This window comes from Micromonospora sp. NPDC049201 (assembly GCF_055586805.1).
In genome coordinates, this window is sequence record NZ_JBVJHM010000011.1 from 43,841 (window position 1) to 60,838 (window position 16,998).

General features: G+C 74.9%; 18 protein-coding genes. 5 read left to right on the forward strand and 13 right to left on the reverse strand.

Annotated elements, in window-relative coordinates; translation table 11 throughout:
* Window positions 1–5 precede the first annotated feature (5 nt).
* The 8 genes from ACZ6O5_RS23350 to ACZ6O5_RS23385 all read right to left on the reverse strand — a co-directional run bounded on the left by ACZ6O5_RS23350 (window position 6) and on the right by ACZ6O5_RS23385 (window position 6,782).
* Window positions 6–1,685, reverse strand: coding sequence for a long-chain-fatty-acid--CoA ligase (locus tag ACZ6O5_RS23350; RefSeq protein WP_465979941.1), 1,680 nt, complete (start codon window positions 1,683–1,685; stop codon window positions 6–8).
* A 90-nt stretch (window positions 1,686–1,775) separates the two neighbouring features.
* Entirely contained in the window at window positions 1,776–1,955 is a 180-nt protein-coding gene (locus ACZ6O5_RS23355; protein WP_281940483.1) for a hypothetical protein, read from the reverse strand.
* Window positions 1,956–2,056: 101 nt separating this feature from the next.
* Window positions 2,057–2,767: a polyamine aminopropyltransferase gene (locus ACZ6O5_RS23360; RefSeq protein ID WP_465979942.1), complete on the reverse strand. Its 711-nt coding sequence runs from the start codon at window positions 2,765–2,767 to the stop codon at window positions 2,057–2,059.
* A gap of 101 nt (window positions 2,768–2,868) precedes the next feature.
* Complete coding sequence (locus tag ACZ6O5_RS23365) at window positions 2,869–3,429, reverse strand: class I SAM-dependent methyltransferase (protein ID WP_465979943.1); 561 nt, start codon at window positions 3,427–3,429, stop codon at window positions 2,869–2,871.
* Entirely contained in the window at window positions 3,416–4,312 is an 897-nt protein-coding gene (locus ACZ6O5_RS23370) for a sulfite exporter TauE/SafE family protein (protein WP_465979944.1), read from the reverse strand. Before ACZ6O5_RS23370 ends, ACZ6O5_RS23365 begins: the two co-directional genes overlap by 14 nt.
* Complete coding sequence (locus ACZ6O5_RS23375; protein ID WP_465979945.1) at window positions 4,309–4,902, reverse strand: rhodanese-like domain-containing protein; 594 nt, start codon at window positions 4,900–4,902, stop codon at window positions 4,309–4,311. The genes ACZ6O5_RS23370 and ACZ6O5_RS23375 overlap by 4 nt, the downstream gene beginning before the upstream one ends.
* 85 nt (window positions 4,903–4,987) lie before the next feature.
* Window positions 4,988–6,388 carry a rhodanese-like domain-containing protein gene (locus tag ACZ6O5_RS23380; protein WP_465979946.1) on the reverse strand — a complete coding sequence of 467 codons (1,401 nt, stop codon included), beginning with the start codon at window positions 6,386–6,388 and terminating at the stop codon, window positions 4,988–4,990.
* 124 nt (window positions 6,389–6,512) lie between these two features.
* Window positions 6,513–6,782 (reverse strand): metal-sensitive transcriptional regulator, encoded by a 270-nt coding sequence (locus ACZ6O5_RS23385; RefSeq protein WP_281940493.1) that lies wholly within the window; start codon window positions 6,780–6,782, stop codon window positions 6,513–6,515.
* A gap of 264 nt (window positions 6,783–7,046) precedes the next feature.
* On the opposite strand from ACZ6O5_RS23385, the gene eccB reads away from it, so the two are divergent.
* Complete coding sequence (eccB, locus tag ACZ6O5_RS23390) at window positions 7,047–8,429, forward strand: type VII secretion protein EccB (protein WP_465979947.1); 1,383 nt, start codon at window positions 7,047–7,049, stop codon at window positions 8,427–8,429.
* A 101-nt stretch (window positions 8,430–8,530) separates the two neighbouring features.
* On the opposite strand, the gene ACZ6O5_RS23395 is transcribed toward eccB, so the two are convergent.
* Genes ACZ6O5_RS23395 through ACZ6O5_RS23415 form a run of 5 tightly spaced genes read right to left on the reverse strand, consistent with a single transcriptional unit; the run spans window position 8,531 to window position 13,004 of the window.
* Complete coding sequence (locus ACZ6O5_RS23395) at window positions 8,531–9,133, reverse strand: class I SAM-dependent methyltransferase (protein ID WP_465979948.1); 603 nt, start codon at window positions 9,131–9,133, stop codon at window positions 8,531–8,533.
* Between the two features lie 24 nt (window positions 9,134–9,157).
* Window positions 9,158–9,760 carry a phosphoesterase PA-phosphatase gene (locus ACZ6O5_RS23400; RefSeq protein WP_465979949.1) on the reverse strand — a complete coding sequence of 201 codons (603 nt, stop codon included), beginning with the start codon at window positions 9,758–9,760 and terminating at the stop codon, window positions 9,158–9,160.
* A 30-nt stretch (window positions 9,761–9,790) separates the two neighbouring features.
* A complete protein-coding gene (locus ACZ6O5_RS23405) occupies window positions 9,791–10,657 on the reverse strand; it encodes a carbohydrate ABC transporter permease (RefSeq protein ID WP_465979950.1) in 867 nt (288 codons plus the stop codon).
* Complete coding sequence (locus ACZ6O5_RS23410) at window positions 10,657–11,616, reverse strand: carbohydrate ABC transporter permease (protein ID WP_465979951.1); 960 nt, start codon at window positions 11,614–11,616, stop codon at window positions 10,657–10,659. Before ACZ6O5_RS23410 ends, ACZ6O5_RS23405 begins: the two co-directional genes overlap by 1 nt.
* Window positions 11,613–13,004, reverse strand: coding sequence for an ABC transporter substrate-binding protein (locus tag ACZ6O5_RS23415; RefSeq protein ID WP_465979952.1), 1,392 nt, complete (start codon window positions 13,002–13,004; stop codon window positions 11,613–11,615). Before ACZ6O5_RS23415 ends, ACZ6O5_RS23410 begins: the two co-directional genes overlap by 4 nt.
* 122 nt (window positions 13,005–13,126) lie before the next feature.
* Here ACZ6O5_RS23415 and ACZ6O5_RS23420 point away from each other — a divergent pair, with 122 nt between their 5' ends.
* The 4 genes from ACZ6O5_RS23420 to ACZ6O5_RS23435 all read left to right on the forward strand — a co-directional run bounded on the left by ACZ6O5_RS23420 (window position 13,127) and on the right by ACZ6O5_RS23435 (window position 16,993).
* On the forward strand, window positions 13,127–14,164 hold the full coding sequence (locus ACZ6O5_RS23420) for a zinc-binding dehydrogenase (protein WP_465979953.1): 1,038 nt from the start codon (window positions 13,127–13,129) through the stop codon (window positions 14,162–14,164).
* A gap of 1 nt (window position 14,165) precedes the next feature.
* Window positions 14,166–14,984, forward strand: coding sequence for a sugar phosphate isomerase/epimerase family protein (locus ACZ6O5_RS23425; protein ID WP_465979954.1), 819 nt, complete (start codon window positions 14,166–14,168; stop codon window positions 14,982–14,984).
* The gene (locus tag ACZ6O5_RS23430; RefSeq protein ID WP_465979955.1) at window positions 14,981–16,324 is read left to right on the forward strand and encodes an MGH1-like glycoside hydrolase domain-containing protein; all 1,344 of its coding nucleotides are present in this window, start codon (window positions 14,981–14,983) and stop codon (window positions 16,322–16,324) included. The genes ACZ6O5_RS23425 and ACZ6O5_RS23430 overlap by 4 nt, the downstream gene beginning before the upstream one ends.
* 276 nt (window positions 16,325–16,600) lie before the next feature.
* The gene (locus ACZ6O5_RS23435; protein ID WP_107155450.1) at window positions 16,601–16,993 is read left to right on the forward strand and encodes a DUF2267 domain-containing protein; all 393 of its coding nucleotides are present in this window, start codon (window positions 16,601–16,603) and stop codon (window positions 16,991–16,993) included.
* The last annotated feature ends 5 nt before the right edge of the window (window positions 16,994–16,998 follow it).

The window sequence follows — 16,998 nt, forward strand, 5'->3', positions numbered from 1 at the left end:
GGACGTCAGCCGTCGGCGAGGAGCCGGTCGCGGACCTCGCGGCGCAGGATCTTGCCGATCTGGGAGCGGGGCAGGTCCTCGACCACCACGACCCGGCGGGGCACCTTGTAGCCGGCCAGGTGGGCGCGGCAGGCGGTGCGGATCGCCTCCGGGGTGCCGGCCACGGCGGCGTCGAGCACCACCGCCGCGACGACCTCCTCGCCGTCGGCGGTGGGCACGCCGACGGCGGCGGCCTCGACCACGCCGGGGACGCGGCGCAGCGCGTCCTCCACCTCGGACGGGTAGACGTTGAAGCCGCCGGTGATGATGAGTTCCTTGATCCGGTCGACCACTGCCACGAAGCCGTCGGCGTCCATGGTGACGATGTCGCCGGTGCGCAGCCAGCCGCCGGGCAGCAGCACCTTCGCCGTCTCGTCGGGCCGGTTCCAGTAGCCGGAGAACACCTGCGGGCCGCGTACCAGCAGCTCGCCGGCCTCCCCGGGGGCGCGGTCGCGGCCCGGGTCCTCGGGGTCGACGATGCGCACGTCGGTGGACGGGAACGGCACCCCGACCGTGCCGGGCCGGCGGGCCGGCGCGACCGGGTTGCCCAGCGTGATCGGGGACGTCTCGGTCATGCCGTAGCCCTCGACCAGCAGCCCGCCGGTCACCGACTCCCACAGCTCCACGGTGGCCGGCGGCAACGCCATCGCGCCGGAGATGGCGTACCGGATCGAGGTGAGGTCGACGCCGCGCTCGCGGGCGGCGGTGGCCAGCCGCGCGTAGACCGGCGGCACGGCGGGCAGGAACGTCGGCGGGCGGCGGCGGGCCGCGTCGAGCACCTGGTCGGCGTCGAAGCGGGGGAACAGCACCAGCGTCGCCCCGATGCCGACGGCGAAGGTGAGGCAGAGCGTCAGGCCGTAGGCGTGGAACAGCGGCAGCACCGCGTACACGGTCTCCGCGCCGTCGCGCAGGCCGGGCACCCAGGCCCGGCCCTGCGCGGCGTTGGCCCGCAGGTTGCGGTGGGTGAGCATGGCGCCCTTCGGCACGCCGGTGGTGCCGCCGGTGTACTGGAGCAGCGCCACGTCGTCGACGCCCGGGCCGGGATGCGCGGCGGGCAGCGGTTCGGCGGCGGCGACCAACTCCGACCAGGCGCGCGCGCCGGGCGCGGGGCCGGTCATGGCCGCGCGGGCGGCCCGGACCTTCGGCAGCGGCAACCGCAGGGCCCACCGCTTGAGCCGGGGCAGCGCCGCGGTCAGGTCGACCGAGACCACGGTACGCACGGCGCCGCGGCCCGCCACCAGCGGCGCGACCTTGTCCCACGCGATCGCGACGGTGGCGCCGTGGTCGGTGAGCTGCCGGTCCAGCTCGTCGGCGGTGTAGAGCGGGTTGTGTTCGACGACCACCGCGCCGAGGCGCAGCACCGCGTAGAAGGCGACCACGTGCTGCGGGCAGTTCGGCAGCACCAGCGCCACCCGGTCACCGGGTCGGACGCCGAGTCGGCGCAGCGCCTCGGCGGCGCGGGCCACCTGGTCGGCGAGTTCGGTGAAGGTGCTGGTGGCGCCGTAGAAGTCGAGCGCCACCCGGGGGCCGAACCGGCCGGCCGCGTCGGTGAGCAGGTCGACGAGGGAGCCGTCCGGTTCCGGGACCTCGGCCGGCACGCCCGGCGCGTAGCTGCGGGTCCAGGGCCGCCGGTCGGTCGCGTCCATCGCCGTCTCTCCTCGCTGCGCGGATGACGGCCCCAGCCTAACTTAACCGGCCGGTAACCTACGTTGGCGTAGGTTGCCGGGTTCGTCACATCAGCGGTGCGACGCCGAGTGCCGGTGCGCTATTCGCCGGGTCTTCACGATCGCGAAGATGACGACCGCGGCCAGCGCGACCACGCCGATGATGATGAGCCAGCGGACCGCCTCCAGCAGCAGCCCGAGCAGGATGAGCACGCCGGCGACCACGCCGACCACCCAGAGCAACGCGCGCATGTCGTGCCTCCCGTCTCCTCCGGTCGGCCGCGCGCTTTCCCACATCCCGGCCGGACATACCCGGCCCGGCATGCCCGGCCGGACCTACCGCCGGCGGACGGTCAGCGCCGGGCCACGTAGACGGTGTTCGCCGCCTCCCGCCCCTGCAACGGGTTCGGAAACCGGACGACGTGCGCCACCGAGGTCGGGAACACCTCGGTCAGCGTGCGCTGGAACGCCGGATCCGGCGGGTCGTTCGACCAGAGCGCGAAGACGCCCTCCGGGTGCAGCAGCGCGGCCAGCCGGCGCAGCCCGTCGACCGTGTAGAACGGCGCGTGGTCGGGGTGCAGCACATGGCGGGGGGAGTGGTCCACGTCGAGCAGCACCGCGTGGAACCGCCGCCCGGGCTCGTCCGGGTCGAAGCCGCCGCCGGCCACCGCCGCGAAGAAGTCGGCCCGCACGAACCGGGTACGCGGATCCGCGGCCAGCCCGGCGGCGAACGGCAACAGCTCCCGCCGGTGCCAGTCGATCACGTCCTCGATCGCCTCGACCACCAGCATCGAGCGCACCCGGGGGTCGGCCAGCGCGGTGCGCGCGGTGTAGCCGAGCCCGAGCCCGCCGACCACCACGTCCAGCGTCTCCCCGGGCAGCGGGGCCAGCCCCAGCCGGGCCAGCTCGATCTCCGCGACGGGGAACGCGCTGGACATGAGGTACTCGTCGCCGAGCTTCACCTCGTACACGTCGGCGTCCAGCGCCGGGTCGCGACGCCGGCGCAGGCTGATCTCCCCGATCGGCGTCTCTCGCCAGGCCAGTTCCTCGAAACGCGTGCCCACCCGGTGTCCCCTCCGCCGATCCGTTCCCGGATGCTACCGGCCGCCCGCGACCCGGCCGGCGGGAACGGGCCGGTCCGGCCGCCTCGGTCGGCGGGTCCGCCTCAGTCGGCGGGTCGGGTGGCCACCACCACGGTGTCCAGCGCGTCGACCGTGCCGCCGTCGGCGGTCGGCACCGGCCGGCGGGCCGTCTCGGCGCGCCCGATGCGCAGCCCGGCCAGCCCGTCGACCACCGCCTCCGGGGTGAGCAGCACGCTCGCGTCCTGCGGACCGCCGGTGCCGGCGTCGAGGTTGGCCAGGTCGTGACCGACCACCACCAGCGTGCCGCCCGGGCGCAGCGCCGACCGGGCCGCCGCGAGCACCCCGGCGAACTCGGCGGCGGGCAGGTGCAGATAGCTGATCAGCACCAGGTCGTAGCTGCCCGGCACCGGCCGGTACGCGGTCACGTCGGCGACCCGCCAGTCGACCGTGACGCCCCGCGCGGCGGCCAGCTCACGCCCCCGCTCGACGGCCACGGCCGAGAAGTCGACCGCGTTGACCCGCCAGCCCTGCCCGGCCAGCCACACCGCGTTGCGCCCCTCGCCGGCGGCGACGTCCAGCGCGGAGCCGGGACTCAGCCCGGACACCGACTCGACCACGAAACGGTTGGGCTCAGCGCTCCACACCAGTCCCGACGCGTTGGCGTACCGCTCGTCCCAGGCGCTGCTGTCCGCTGTGTCCCCTCCTTCGGCGGCCCCACACCGCCACCGTGACCGTACCGGCTGCGACAAGAATGACCAGCCCGAGTCCCGCGAGCGGCGGCAACTGCCGGGCCAGCACGAACCCGCCCATCGCCACCACGAACCAGCCGAACGACAGGCGGAGCACGTGCTCCGGGATCCGGCCGGCGAGCCGCCCACCGAGCAGGCTGCCGACGATCGCGGCGACGGTGACGGCCGCGGCCAGCGTCCAGTCGATCCGCACGCTGGACAGGTAGCCGGCCAGGCCGGCGAACGACTTCATCGCGATGACCACCAGCGACGTGCCCACCGCCACCGGCATCGGCAGGCCGCCGAGCAGCGCCAGCGCGGGCACGACCAGGAACCCGCCGCCGGCGCCGACCAGGCCGGTGACCAGCCCGACGACCACGCCGTCGAGGATCACCCGCAGCGTCGGCAGCTCGCGCGGCGTGGGCCGCCCCTCGACCGGGCGTCGGCCCCGGATCATCGCCGCCGCGGTGGCGAGCATCATCAGCGCGAACGCGGTGAGCAGCACGCCCGCCGGGACGAACCCGGCCAGCCGGCCGCCGGCGTACGCGCCGGTCATGCCGGCCACGCCGAAGATCAGCCCGGTGCGCCAGCGGACCCGGCGGGCGCGGGCGTGCGGCAGCACGCCGACCGCGCTGGTGGCGCCCACGACGAGCAGCGAGGTGGCGATGGCCTCCTTGGTGGGCAGGCCGGCGACGTAGACCAGCAACGGCACGGCGAGGATCGACCCGCCGCCGCCGAGCAGGCCCAGGCTCACGCCGATCAGCACCGCGCCGGCCAGCGTGAGCACCAGCGCGGTCACGACCGCCGCCCGACCGCGTCGTCGCGGAGCCGGCCGACGACGGTGTCCAGGTCGCAGCTCGCGCCCCGGTTGTACGGCAGCCGGCCGAGCAGCATGCCCATGGCGCAGGTGTTCGAGACCGCCGCGACGGTGAGACCGGCGCCGATGGCGCCCGCGACCCACTTCAGGCCCGGCACGAACACCGAGCCGAGCACGCCGGCCAGCACGATCGAACCGGCGACCAGGCGGACCTGACGCTCCAGCTCCCAGCGCGGCCGGCCCTGGACGACCGGGGCGCTCGCGGCCTGCCAGGCCAGCATGCCGCCGTCGAGCACCCGGAGGTTGGGCAGGCCGACGGTGGCCAGCGCCCGCTCCGCCTGGCCGGCGCGGGCACCGGAGCGGCAGATCAGCACCACGTCCTCGTCGAGGTGGGCGCGCAGCTCCGCGCGGTGCTCCCGGAGCAGGTCCAGCGGCACGTTGTAGGCGCCGGGGATGTGCGTGGCCTCGAACTCGCCGGGGGTGCGGACGTCCAGCAGCCGGGGCGCGCGGCCGGCGGCGATCAGCTCGCCCAGCGTCGCCGCGTCGACGGTCGACGGGTTGGTGGTGGTCATGTCTGTTCTCCTTCGGTGGCTCTGCGGGCAGGGGTCGTCGCCGGCCGGCGCGTCGCGCGCCGGCCGGGCGGGGTGGCGGGGAGGGTCAGCCGGCCGGGGCGATCCGGACGCCGGCGGACTCGGCGCGGCCGAACGCGTCGTCGATCAGCACCACGTCGCGGCCGGCGTTGGCCAGCAGGGACGCGGCGGCGGTGGCCCGGTAGCCGGAGCCGCAGTGCACCCAGACCGTCCCGGCGGGTACGTCGGTGAGTCGGCCGGGCAGGTCGGGCAGGGGGACGTGCACCGCGCCGTCGACGTGCCCGGCCCGCCACTCGTTGGTCATCCGGACGTCGAGCACGACCTGCGGGGCGGGCAGTCCGGCCGGGGTGTCGCCGGCCTGCGCGGCGGCCAGCGCCGCGAAGTCGGCCACGGTCAGCTCGCGCAACTCCGTACGGTTGCCGGCCCACCGCACGGGGTCGCCGGTGGCCTGCGCGGCCGGCCGGTCGATGCCGATCCGGACCAGCTCCCGCTGGGCGTCGGCGACCTGCTCCGGCGTCTCCGCCAGGAGCGTGATCGGCACGCCCCACTCGATCAGCCAGCCGAGCCACGTCGACATCGGCCCGTCCAGGCCCAGACTGACGGTGCCGGCCAGGTGCGAGGCCGCGTACGCCTTGCGGTGCCGCAGGTCGACCACCCACTCGCCGGCGGCGATCCGGCGGCGCAGCTCACCGGCGTCGGCGCGGGCCACCGGCGTGAGGTCGACCGGGGCGGGGCCGGCGGCGTTGGCCACGCCCATGTGCGCGTAGTAGGCCGGGTAGGCGTCCAGGCCGGCGAGCGTCTCGGTGACGAACCGGTCGGCGGCCAGCCGCAGCACCGGGTTGGCCGCCTTCTCCCGGCCGATGGTGGACTCCGGGGCGTCGGCCTGGCTGGCCGAGCAGAAGCTGCCGAAGCCGTGCGTGGGCCACACCTGCGCGCCGTCGGGCAGCAGGTCGACCAGCTTGCGGGCGGAGGCGTGCTGGTGGTGGGCCAGCTCGTGGGCGTGCCGCTGGCCGAGCAGGTCGGTGCGGCCGGTGGTGCCGAACAGCAGCGACCCGCCGGTGAACACGCCGACCGGGGTCCAGCCGCCGTCGCCCGCCTCGTCCAGCACGTACGACAGGTGGTGGAAGGTGTGGCCGGGGGTGCCGACCACCCGCAGCCGCAGGCCGTCCGACACCGGCACCACGTCGCCGTCGGTCACCGGCATCCGGTCGAAGCCGACCTCGTCGGCGGCGGCCACCAGGTAGTGGGCGCCGGTGATCCGGGCCAGCTCCAGGCCACCGGAGACGTAGTCGTTGTGCAGGTGCGTCTCCACCACGTGGGTGATCCGCACCCCCCGCGCGCCGGCCAGGTGCAGGACGCGGTCGATGTCGCGCTGCGGGTCGACCACGACCGCCACCCGGCCGTCGGACGCCAGATAGCTGCGGTCGCCGAGCGAGGACGTCGCGATGACTGTCACCTCGGTGCTCACGTGCGTTCTCCTCTCCTCGTCCCGCATACCCCGGGGGGTATGTGGGAGGCAGACTCCGGCCCGGTTCCGGGCGCGGATTACCCGCCCGCGTCGCGATCAGGCGGCGCGGGCGGAAGTCGGTGCGTCAGGCCAGGGCGAGGAAGAGCTTCTCCAGCTCCTCCTCGGTCATCTCCGGCTCCTCGCCCGCCCGGCGGGCGGCGCCGCAGTGGCGCATGCCGGAGGCGATGATCTTGAAGCCGGCCCGGTCGATGGCCTTGGAGACGGCGGCGAGCTGGGTCAGCGCGGCGCGGCAGTCCTCGCCGTTCTCCATCATCTCGATCACGGCGTTGAGCTGCCCCCGGGCCCGCTTGAGTCGGGTCAGCGCGTCACTTGTCATCTCGGGTCGAAGCTTCACGTCCCACCTCCTGCGCCCACCATACCCCCGGGGGTACCCCACCCGCCACCGCCCCACCGCCCCCGGGCTCCGACCACCCCCCTTCCCGGTGATCAAGGGGTTTGCGTCACGCGGGCGGCGGTCCCGGACCCGAACTCCTTGGTCAACTCCGTGGGGCGGGGACGGGGGTGGGGTGGGGGCGGGGCGGGGTGGGGGCAACGCAGGGTGGGCGGGGGATCGACGGAGCGCTTATCCTGTGCGGCGACTATCCCGGTGGAGGGCCCGATGGCGTCGCGGCAGGACCAGCTGCACTCGTACCAGTTCACCGTGCAGCGGGCGGTCGCCGCGCTGGTGATGCGGGAGACCGATCCGGCGCAGTCGCCGTTCCGCCGGTTGGCCGGCGCCGGCCTGGCCAGCGTGCTGGTCGCGGTGATCGCGCTCGGCGGGGTGGCGTTGTACGGCCTGTTCACCGGCGGCGGCAGCTCCTGGCGGGACACCGGTGCGGTGATCGTGGAGAAGGAGTCCGGCGCCCGGTTCGTCTACCGCGACGAGAAGCTGCACCCGGTGCTCAACTACGCCTCGGCCCTGCTGATCATCGGGGCGGAGCGGCCGAAGACCGTGCTGGTCACCCGCCGGGCCATCGACGGGGTGCCCCGTGGGCTGCCGCTCGGCATCGCCGACGCGCCGGATTCGCTGCCCGCGCCGAACCGGCTGGTCGGCGACGGCTGGACGCTCTGCTCGTCGGTGACCGTGGAGGCGGGCCGGCCGGAGGCCCGCTCGGCGCTGCTGATCGGGCGGGCCGCGACCGGTGGGCGGACGCTCGGCGACCAGGGCCTGCTGGTCCGCCACCCGGACGGCGGCCTGCACCTGCTCTGGCACGACCGGCGCTACCTGCTGCGCGACACCGACCGGGTGCTCGCCGCGCTGGCCGCCACCCGGGAACGGGCCGTCCCGGTCGCGGCGGCGCTGCTCAACACCGTGCCGGCCGGCGCCGACCTGGTCCCACCGCCGGTGGGCGCGCTCGGCGCTCCCTCGGCGCGGGTCCCCGACGCCACCGTCGGCGACGTCTACCTGGTGCGCAACTCCGGCGGCGGCCGGCAGTACGCGGTGGTGGCGCGCGACGGGCTGGCCGGCATCACCGAGTTGCAGGCCGCGCTGCTGCTGGCCCGCACCGGGCAGGGCGAGCCGGCGCCGATCACGCTCGGCCGGTTCGCGGCCCTGCCGAAGTTGCCCGACCTGGTGCCGGCCGGGCCCGACGCGCCGCCCGCCGTGCCGCCCCGGCTCGCCACCGCCGATCCGGGCGCGCTCTGCGCGCGGGCCGGTGACGACACCGGCGTACGCGAGATCCGGCTCGGCGTCACCGCACCGGACCCGGCCGCCGCCACGCGTACCGCCGGGGGTCGGGGTGGGCTCGCCGACCAGGTCGTGGTGGAGCCGGGGCGCGGCGCGCTGGTGGAGGCGGTGGCCGCCCCGGGCGCGACCGGCGGCACGGTGTGCGTGGTCACCGACCTGGGCCGGCGGTACGCGCTGGCCGGCGCGGACGTGCCGGGCATGCTCGGCTACTCCGGGGTGCGGCCGGTGCGGCTGCCGGCGAGCCTGGTGGACCTGCTGCCGGCCGGCAGCCCGCTCGATCCGGCAGCGGCCCGCGCCGTGGCCGCCCCGGCCTGACCGGGCGCGGCTCGCGCACAGCCGAGCCCGGCGCGAGTCAGGTCGGCGTGACCGAGGCCGGGCGTGACCGAGGCCGGTGCGGTCCGGGCCGGGCGGCCGGCTCAGGCCGGGCGGCGCAGCACGGTCACCGCGAACCCGGCGTCGTCCTGCCAGGGACGCAGGTCCCAGGTGGCGAAGCGGTGCTCCCGGCGCAGGCCGGCGGCGACCGCGTCGGCGTCCAGCTCGGCGACCGGGTAACCCCGATCGGTGCCGAAGCCGACCACCACCACGCCGTCGGGACGCACGTGCGCGGCGATCCGGGCCAGCACGGCGCGCTCGGTGCCGGGGGCGACGAAGGTCATCACGTTGCCGGCCACCACGGCCGCGTCGAACGGCTCGGGCTCGCCCTGTGCGGGCAGGTCCAGCTCGGCCAGGTCGGCGACCAGGAACCGGGGGCCAGGGTGGTCGGCGCGGGCGGCCTCGACAAGCGTCGGGTCGGCGTCGACACCGACGACGGTGTGGCCGCGGTCGGCCAGCACGGCGGCGACCCGGCCGGTGCCGCAGCCGGCGTCGAGGATCCGCGCGCCGGGCGGTACCAGCGCGTCCACCAGGCGGGCCTCGCCGGCCAGGTCCGCCCCCTCGGCGGCGAGGCGGCGGAACCGGTCGACATACCACTGCGAGTGGCCGGGCCTGGTGTCGGTCACCCAGCGGGTCGGCTTGCTCATGGGCCCAACCGTAACTGATCTTGTTCAGGTCAGCGCGAGGAACGTGGCGGCGGCCAGCGGCGCGGCGAGCGCGGCGCCGGCCAGCACCTGCGGCCCGGTGTGGTCGCGCAGCCGCACCCGGGACCAGCCGACCGCCGCCGCCAGCGGCCAGCCCAGGTGCGCCACCGGCCCGAACAGCAGCACCAGCACGGTCACCGTGGCGGCGGCCACCGCCGCGTGGATGCTCAGCTTCCACCAGTGGTTGACGAGCGTGCAGGCCGCGCCCACCACGAAGATGACCACGAGCACCGCGAACAGCTCGGCCGGCGCGTCCAACGCCGCCAGCAGCAGCAACCCGACCGCCACCGAGGCCAGACCGATCGACAGCGGCCGGGCCCGCTGCCGGTGGTCGCCGACGTGCCGGTCGGTGAGCCGACCCCGGCGTACGCCGTGGACGATCACCCCGACCGGGATGAGCGCGCAGCACAGCAGCGCGGTGCCGCCCCAGAGCAGGAACTGGGCCGGGGAGCGGCTGACCCGGGCGGCGGCCACCAGCGGCAACGCGGTCACCAGGACGCCCGGTGCGAACACCTCGGTGAGCAGCCGGGCCAGCCGCGCGCCGGCCGGGCGCTCCCGTGGTGATCGCACCGGGTCATCCTGGCACGCCGCCGCCCCTGCTCAGCCCTTCTCGGCCCCACTGGTGAGGCCCTCGGTGAGCAGCCGTTCGCCGGCGAAGAAGAGCACCACGATCGGCAGGGTGAGGATGACCGAGCCGGCCATCAGCACCGTCTTGGGCACCTCGACGCCGTCGGCGAGCAACGACAGCCCCAACGAGACGGTCCACCGGTCCGGCCGGTCGACCAGGAACAGCAGCGCGAACAGGAACTCGTTCCAGGCGATCATGAAGTCGTAGAGCGCGACCGCCATCACCGACGGCGCGGCGAGCGGCAGACTGACCCGGCGGATGATGCCGAGCCGGCCGGCGCCGTCGATCGCCGCCGACTCCTCCAGGCTCACCGGAATGGTCTCGAAGTAGTTCTTGAGCATGTAGACCGAGACCGGCAGCGTCTGCGAGATGTAGACCAGCACCAGCCCGAACAACGACCCCCGCAGCCCGGCGCGGCTGAACACCACGAACAACGGGATCGCGATGACGATCGACGGGAACAGGTAGACCGCCAGGAACAACGCGCTGACCTGCCGGCGGCCGAAGAACCGCAGCCGGGAGACCGCGTACGCGCCGGGGATGGCGACCACCAGGGTGAGCGCGGTCGCGGCCAGCGCCACCAGGCCGCTGTTGCGGATGAACGTGAGGAAACCCTGGCCGCCGCTCCCCACCGACTTCAACACCTCGGCGTACGTGGCGACGGTCAGCTCGCCGAACGGCACCCAGAGCGAGCCGGGGTCGAGCAGCAGGCGCTCGATCGGGCGTACCGACAGCACCAGCATGTACCAGAACGGCAGCAGTGTGACCAGCAGGAAGCCGGCGATCACCAGCCGGCGCAGCCAGCGCAGGCTGACCGTCTCGATCCGGTCCCGGTCCATCACGCCTCCCGTTTCGCGCCGAAGAAGCGCAGATAGATGGCCACGAACACGAGCAGCACCACGGCCAGCACGACCGCCTGGGCGGCGGCCGCGCCGATGTCGGTACGCGCGGTGAGGAACTGGTAGACCCGGACGCTGACCACCTCGGTGCCGGCCGAGCCGCCGGTGAGCAGGTAGACGTCGTCGAACTTGTTGAACGTCATGATGAACCGCAGCACGCCGAGCAACGCGATCACGGGCATCAGCTGCGGCAGCAGGATGTGCCGGAAGCGCTGGGTCGGGGTGGCGCCGTCGACCCGGGCGGCCTCCTCCAGCTCCGCCGGCACGGCCTGGAGCCGGGCCAGCAGGAACAGGAACGCGAACGGGAAGTAGCGCCACGCCTCGAACGCGATCACCGTCCACAGCGCGGTGGACTCCTGGGACAGGAACGCCACCGGGGCGTCCCAGCCGAGGAAGCGCCGTCCCCAGTCGTTGACGATGCCGAGCTGCGGGTCGAGCATCACCTGCCAGACGAACGTCATGGCGACCACCGGCGCCACGTACGGCAGCAGCATCGACGCGCGCACCAGCGTACGGCCCCGGAACGGCCCCCGGACGGCCACCGCCGCGACCAGGCCGACCACGATCGACCCGGCGGTGCCGCCGACGCTGTAGACCACGGTGGTCCAGAGCGTGTCGGCGAACCCGGGGGTGTGCAGCACCCGGTCGATGTTGTCCAGCGTCAGCTCGCCGAACAGGCCGGTCTTGCGCAGCGTCGCCAGGCGTACCCGCTGGAAGGCCAGCACCACGGTCCAGACGATGGGTATGCCGATCACCGCGAGCACGACGAGCAGCGTCGGCGCGACCAGCGCGAGCCCGGCGCGGGACTCCCGGCGGCGCAGCGTCAGCGGGCGGCGGCCGGGCCGGCGGGGCCGCTCCGGGGTGGGGGAGCGGCCGGCCTCCGGCGCGACGGTGGTCAATTGACGCCCTTGGCGATGGCCTCGACGTCCTTCTTGGCCCGCTCGGCGGCGGCCCGGGCGTCGGACTTGCCGCCGACCACGTCCGCGAGCGCCTTGGGCACCGGCAGCTCGCCGAGGATGGCGCCGACCAGCTTGCCCTGGCCCTGGGTCAACCCCCAGCGCTGGAACGTGTCCGGGCTCTTGCGCAGCGTGGCCAGCACGTCGTCGCCGTAGACGTCGGAGAGCGGCTTCTTGGTGTCCACCCCGGCCGGGCTGGTGTTCCACAGCGTGCGGAACTTCTGCTTGTCCTGCGGCGTGCCGGTGCGCACCGGGAACCGCCCCTCGGGGGACATGCCGAACCAGCGCGGGTAGCCGTCGGAGAGCATGTACTCCACGAAGGACGTCGCCGGGTCGGCCGCGCCGTCGAGCACCGTCCAGGAGCTGACCTCGCCGTACTGGGCCGGCTCGGTGCCGTTCGGGCCCTTGATCGCGGTGACGAAGCCGCTGTTCTTCGCCAGCCACGCCGGGTCGGACTGGCACTGCGGGCAGGTGGGCCGCGCGTCGTTGCGCAGGCCGGCCAGCTCGTCGAGGACGAACGGCGACCAGACCAGCATGGCCGCCCTGCCGGCGAAGTAGGTGGCCCGGGTGGTGTCGACGTCCTGCGCGCCCTTCACCGAGTTGTTCCGCATCAGGTCGCCGTAGAAGCGGAACGCCTCCACGCACTCCGGCGAGTCGAGCGTGACCTTGCCGGCGTCGTCGGTGAGCTGGCAGTTGTTGGCCAGCGCGAGGTGCTCGAAGGTCTGCTGGGTGAACACGTCGCCGGGGGCGGTCGCCGCGGTGATGCCGGCGACGCCGCCGGTGTTCAGCTTCGCCGCCGCGGCGGCGATCTTCTCGTACGTGTCGGGGGCGGGCAGGCCGGCGGCGTCGAACAGGTCCTTGCGGTAGACCAGCAGTTGGCCCCAGCCGTCGCTGGGCACCGCGAGCTGGGTGCCGCCGTCGCTGGTCAGTTCCAGCGCGCGGGGGGAGAACGTGTCCCGCCCGAGCTTGTCCACCACGGCCTTGTTGGCGTCCGGCTCCAGCAGCTCGTTGGCGGCGAGCGTGCGGACGCCGGCGAGCGACACCGAGCCGACCACGTCGGGCAGGTCGCCGGCGGCGGCGCTGGACGCGATCAGCGACGGGAACTGGTCCTCGTTGACGGTGACCAGGTTGACCTTCACGCCGGTCTTCGCGGTGTAGTCGGCGATGATCGCCTTGGTGGCGGTGACCCGGTCGGCCACGTCCTCCAGGCTCCAGACGGTGATCTGGGAACTGTCGGATTTCTGCTCGTCGTCGCTGCAGGCGGTCGTGCCGACCCCGGCCAGTGCCAGGATCAGGCTCGACGCGAGCAGCCGTGTGGAGGGTGATGGCATCGGCGGCACTCCTTCTCGAAAATACACGGCACGCCATCAATACCCGCAGATTCATCAATCTAATCACATATGCCCATTTTTTGGGTTAGCATTGAGGCCGGCACTTTCCTCGGAGCGACGCCATGGCCAACTGGGTTGTCTCGCTCGCCGGGCCCCGGACCGTTCGTCTGGAGCCCTGCCCCCCGGACCGGCTCGGCCCGGGTCAGGTCCGCGTCCGCACCTGCTACTCCGGCATCTCCGCCGGCACCGAGCTGACCCTCTACCGGGGCAGCAACCCCCGCCTCCATAAGGACTGGGACGCCACCGCCCGGATGTTCGTGCCCCGGCAGGCCGCGCCCGCGTACCCGGTGGTGGGCTTCGGCTACGAGGAGGTCGGCGAGATCGTCGAGGTCGCCCCCGACGTCGCCGACCGCCGCGCCGGCCAGCTCGTCTGGGGCATCTGGGGGCACCGCGCGGAGGCCGTGCTCGCCGCCGCCGCGACGCACCCGCTCGCCCCCGGCCTCGACCCGCTCGCCGCCGTCTTCGCCCGTCCCGGCGCCATCGCGCTGACCGCGGTGCTCGCCGGTGACCTGCACCTCGGCGACTGGGTCGGCGTCTTCGGCCAGGGCGTGATCGGGCTGCTCGGCACCCGGCTCGCGGTGCTGTCCGGCAGCCGGGTGGTGGCCGTCGACCGGATGCCCGGACGACTCGCGCACGCCACCCGCCTCGGCGCCCGCCGGGTCGTCGACGCCGCCGACGACTCGGCCGCCACCGCGCTGCGCGCGGCCACCGACGGTCGCGGCGCCGACGTCTGCCTGGAACTGTCCGGGGCGTACCCGGCGCTGCACGAGGCGATCCGGGCCACCGCGCACGCCGGCCGCGTCGTCGCGGCCGGCTTCTACCAGGGGTACGCCCACGGGCTGGAACTCGGCGAGGAGTTCCACCACAACCGGATCCAGCTGGTGGCCGCCCAGGTCTCCGGCCCCGACCCGGCTCCCGGCACGGCCGGCCGGTGGTCCGGGACGCGGATCGCGCACACCTTCATGGACCTGGTGGCGGAGGGCAGCGTCGACCCGCTGCCGCTGGTGAGCCACGTCGTCGACGCGGGCGCGGTGGCCGACGCGCTGGCGTTGCTCGACCGCGGTGACGCTGACGTCCTCCAAGTGGTGCTGAGGTTCTGACATGGACATTCCGCTGGCCTGCCAGGAGCAGTTGCTCCCCGGCGCCGACCTGATCGACAAGTACGCTCTCGCCGTCTCCCTCGGCTACCGGGGCATCGAGCTGCGCGGGCGGGGGGACCTGGCGTTCGCCCGGCGGCTGCCGGAGCTGCGCCGGGCCCGCGCCGCCGGGGTGGTGACGCCGACCGTCTGCGTCGAGATGGACCACTTCATCGGCGACTTCGACCCGGCCCGCTCCCGGGACGCGGTGCGCAACCTGCGTTCCCAGCTCTCCGTCATCGCCGAGCTGGGCGGCGTCGGCGCGATGACGCCGGCCGCCTGGGGCATGTTCTCCCGCCGGCTGCCGCCGCACGAGCCGCCCCGGTCGCCCGAGGCCGACCGGCGGGTGCTCGTCGACGCCCTGGGCGAGCTGGGCGAGCACGCCCGGTCCGAAGGGGTCACCCTCTTCCTGGAACCGCTCAACCGGTACGAGGACCACATGGTCAACCGGCTCGACCAGGCGGTCGAGCTGTGCCGTGCGGTCGGGTCGCCCGCGGTACGGGTGGTCGCCGACACCTACCACATGAACATCGAGGAGGACGACCCGTGCGCCGCGCTGCGCGCCGCCGCGCCGTACCTCGGGCACGTGCAGGTCAGCGACTCCAACCGGCACCAGCCCGGCGCCGGGCACCTGGACTGGGCCGCGCTGCGGGACACGCTCGCCGGGATCGGCTACCCCGGCTGGCTGGCGCTGGAGTGCCGGCTGCGCGGTGAGCCGGTCGCCGCGCTGCGCCAGGCCGCCGCCGTGCTGACCTCCGCCCGGCCCCGGCGGGCCGCCGCGTGACCGGCAGCCTGGCGGCCGGCGTACGGGCGGGCGCGGAACGGGACGCCCGGCTGCGTCGGCTCGCGCTGGCCACGTTGGACGCCAACTGGGAACACGACCACACCGTCCCGTCCCGCACGCTCTACCCGCACCAGTGGAGCTGGGACTCGGCGTTCATCGCGGTCGGGCTGGCGCACGTACGACCGGACCGGGCCTGGCGTGAGCTGCGCACGCTGTTCGCCGCCCAGTGGGTCGACGGGCGGGTGCCGCACATCGTGTTCAACCCGGCGCCGCACCTCGGCCCGTACTTCCCCGGGCCGACGTTCTGGGACTCGGCGTGCGCCGAGGGGGCGCCGGCGGTGGCCACCTCCGGCATCGTCCAGCCGCCGGTGCACGCGCCGGCCGCCTGGCTGGTGCACCGCCGCGCCCCCTCCGACGCGTCGGTGGCCGCGCTGCGCCGGCTCTATCCGCGGCTGGTCGCCCAGCAGCGCTACCTGACCGGGCGGCGGAACGTCGGCGGCGGCGGCCTGGCCGCCATCGTGCACCCGTGGGAGTCCGGCCTGGACAACAGCCCCGCCTGGGACACCCCGCTGGCCGCGGTGCCGGCCGACGAGGCGGTGATGCGCGCGTACCGCCGGCACGACACCGCGCACGCCGACGCCACGCACCGCCCCACCGACCTGGACTACGCGCGGTACGTCGCGCTCGTGGACAGCTACCGGGCCGGCCGCTACCGGGACGAGGGGCTGCTCGGGCGGCACCCGTTCCTGGTGGAGTGCCCGCTGGTCAACGCCGCGCTCGGGGTCGCCGAGTACGCGCTGGCCCGGATCGCGACGGTCGTCGGCGCCGACCCGTGCCCGCACCGGGACCGGGCCGCCCGCCTCACCGAGGCGCTGGTGAGCCGCCTCTGGGACCCGGTCACCGGCACGTTCCGCCCGCGTGACGTCCGCACCGACCGGCTCGTCGGCCCCCGTACCGTGCTCGGGCTGCTGCCGCTGGCCCTGCCCGACCTGCCGGAACCGCAGGTACGGGCCGTGCTGGCCGAGGCGTGCTCGTCCCGGTTCGGCCTGGCGGCCCGGATGGACCGGCCGCTGCCCACGTACGACCGCACCGCGGCGGACTTCGAACCGCTGCGGTACTGGCGCGGGCCGAGCTGGGTGAACACCGGCTGGCTGCTCTGGCAGGGCCTGCGGACCCACCGCCGGGTCGACCTGGCCGCCGGGCTGCGGGACTCCCTGCTCGACCTGGTCGACGGCGCCGGCTGCCACGAGTACTTCCACCCGGACACCGGCGTCGGCCTCGGCTCGCCGGCGTTCAGTTGGACCGCCGCGCTGGTGCTGGACGTGCTCGCCGAGGGCTGACCGGTGCGGTCCGGCCGCCGACCCGGTGGCGTCGCCCCGGGGCCGCTGCCGCCGGCCCCTCCTCGGCGATCGTGCAGTTGTGACCCGTGAGACGTCGGATCGGTGGCTTTTGTCGGGGCGGCAAGTGCAAGATCGCGGGTGGGGGTGGGGGTGGGGGTGGGGGTGGGGGTGGGGGTGGGGGTGCGGGGTTTGTGGGGGTGGGGGGTGGGTACTCGCGGGGGCCGGCGGGGCGGGGGTCTCCCGCGAGGTCGGCGACCGGCTGCCAGGGGAGGCGGAATGCGGTTTCCGCTGTTCGTCGACGCGGTGGCGCGTCGTGCCGAGCTGCCCACCGACGACGCGGCGACGATCTCCCGCGCGGTGTTGCAGACCCTCGCCGAGCGGATCACCGCCGACGAGTCGGCCGACCTGGCCGCCCAGCTCCCCGACGACGTCGGGGGGTACCTCGCGACGGCCGGGCCGCCGGCGACCGGGGCCGCGGTGGACTTCCTCTACCGGGTGGCCGATCGGGCCGCGGTGGATCCGGCGCTGGCCGAGGTGGGGACGCGGGCGGTGCTCGCCACGCTTCGGGAGACGGTCACGGTCGGCGAGTTCCAGGATCTGGTGGCGCAGCTACCCCGGGGGTTCGACGCGATGGTGGACCCGCTTCCGCGTCCGCCGTACGATGTCTGAGCACG